Source organism: Sutterella sp., from assembly GCF_030539355.1.
In the GTDB taxonomy this organism is placed as follows: Bacteria; Pseudomonadota; Gammaproteobacteria; order Burkholderiales; family Burkholderiaceae_F; genus Sutterella.
This window is the reverse complement of record NZ_JAUNSF010000188.1, coordinates 1-2,221: the sequence shown is the minus strand read 5'-3', so window position 1 is coordinate 2,221 and position 2,221 is coordinate 1. Positions and strand designations below refer to the sequence as shown.

At 65.4% G+C, this 2,221-nt stretch carries 2 protein-coding genes; both read right to left on the bottom strand.

Translation table 11 applies throughout. The features are described 5' to 3' along the window. Positions 1-1,854: molybdopterin-dependent oxidoreductase (locus Q4F91_RS13395; protein WP_303338231.1), on the bottom strand; the 1,854-nt coding region annotated here is incomplete at its 3' end. A gap of 184 nt (positions 1,855-2,038) precedes the next feature. Then, on the bottom strand, positions 2,039-2,221 hold a 183-nt coding region (locus Q4F91_RS13390), incomplete at its 5' end, for a hypothetical protein (protein WP_303338230.1).

Below are 2,221 nucleotides of genomic sequence, written 5' to 3'. Positions count from 1 at the left end.
TTCAGCTCCTGGACGAGAAAACTGATTGGGTGTAGATTCCGCGGCTTTTAGGTTCGAGAAGGAGACGTGGCCGTCAAGGGCCCACTTCACGCCGCCGTACTCGTAGCCCTCGAGGAAGAAGGTGCACGGGAGCACGTAGTCGGCGTAGTCGATCACCTCGTGCGGGAGGATGTCCTGCACGACGACGAGGTCGAGGGCCTTGAGCGCCTTCTCGAGACGCGCGCTGTTCGCCTCGCGGTGGAACATGGTCGTGCCGGTGATGAAGGCCGCGCGGATCGGGTACGGATCGCCCTTCTCGATCGCGTCGAAGATGGCCGAGTAGGTGCCCGAGCCCTCGGGGTAGATCACCTTGTCGAGGGCCTTCGCTTCAGCGTTCTTCCAGCTCTCGCCGTGCGGGCCCTTGCCCTTGCCGCCCGACTGGCTCGCGCCCGGGCCCTTGAAGCCGCCGCCCTGGGTGACGACGAAGCCGCCCGGCTGGTCAAGCCTGCCGGTGAAGACGTTGAGCATGCTCATGAGCGCATAGGCGCGCGTGTCGTTGCCGTTGCGGGAGGCATACCAGCCGTCGTCGCAGACGCCGCCCTGCGTGAAGAAGTCGCGGGCGAGGCGCACGATCGTCGCGGCCGGGATGCCGGTCGTCCCGGCGGCGCGCTCGGGCGTCCAGGCCGAGGAGATCTCACGCATGCGGTGGAAGCACGACTCGGCCTCAAGGGGCTGGCCCGAGACCGTGGTGAGAGAACCGGTGAAGTCGAGCTCGGGATCGACACTCTCGGGTTCGGCGAAGCCCTTCACCGCGCCCTTCTCGTCACGCGCGAGGCCCATGGGGACGAGCTTCGAGGTCGCGCGGTCCATGACGACCCAGGCGTCCTTCGGGGCGCCGGGGATGAGTTCGTCGGCCGTGACCGGGCGGTGCGTGCCCGCCTCGACAAGGTAGGGCGCGTTCGTGTGCGCGCGGAGGAACTCGAGATCAACGAGACCCTCGGTGATGCCGAGGCCGATCATCGCGAGGATGAGCGCGGAGTCCGTGCCCGGACGGATGGGCACCCACTCGGCGTCGCCGAAGGCCATCTCGGGCATGCGGGGATCGACAAAGACCACCTTCGCGCCCTGCTCGCGGGCGCGGCCGAGGACGGCGGCGATGCCCATGGCGCAGTTGATCGTGCGGCCGATGCAGAGCAGGAACTTCACGCGGGCGTAGTCGGGCTCGACCTTGCCCGCGCCGTCAAAGCCCTTGCCGAAGACCATGCGGCGGCCGGCGACCGAGGCGGTGTTGCAGGTCGACGAATGGCTGATGACGTTCGGGGTGCCGAGCGGGGCGCCGAGCCACTGCTGCAGGCCCGAGAAGTTGTGACTCGTCATCGAGACGGCGCGCTCGCCGTCCTTCTCGACGATCGCCTTCACGCGGGCGGCGATGTCGGTGAGCGCCTCGTCCCAGGAGACCTCGACGAACTTGCCTTCGCCGCGCTCGCCCGTGCGCTTCATGGGCTTCTTCAGGCGCAGCGGATGGTTCCACATCCACATCGACTGCGCGCCGCGGGCGCAGCAGCCGCGCTGCGGATGCGTGGGGTTCGGCATGATCCGGACGGTCTTCTGGCTCACGGGCTCGCCCTTCCTGTGCATGGCGAGCAGGCCGCAGTAGCCGCCGCAGATCATGCAGGACGAGGGGTGCGCTTCCCAGCCCTCGTCAAGAAGCTTCTGAACCTCCTTCGCGACGGCCTCGTCGGCCGCCGTCCAGAGCGCGCCGGTCCCGGCGGCCGCGCCGAGCGCGCCCGCGGCACCGATGAGTGAGCGGCGCGAGATGAGCGGGCCTTCGGTCCCCGTCATCCCGTTCGTGTCACACACTTCGTGCTTTTCCATTTTGTTGGGTCTCCTCGTCCTGATTCACGGAATCAGAACGTTCACCCCGTCGCCGCACTTCGAAAAAAAAAGTGCGCAGACATGACCACCCCTCCCGCAGAACCTGGATCCTGCAGGAAAAATGCTTCAAACTGGCTGTGCGCGTAAGAAATCGCGCCAGACTGAGACGGGTCTTTGCTGTCGTTTAAATGATTTGGCGGAAAGCACGGGACATGTTTGTTTTGTTTTTGTGTCCTCTGCGTATTTCTCTCCACCACGGGACGAACCGTACCCGCATCTGAATCACTTGCAGCACAGGGAAAACCCTTAGATTTTGACGGGCGCTGTTCACGTCCGGCAAAACGCTTTCAAGATCGAATGAAAAATT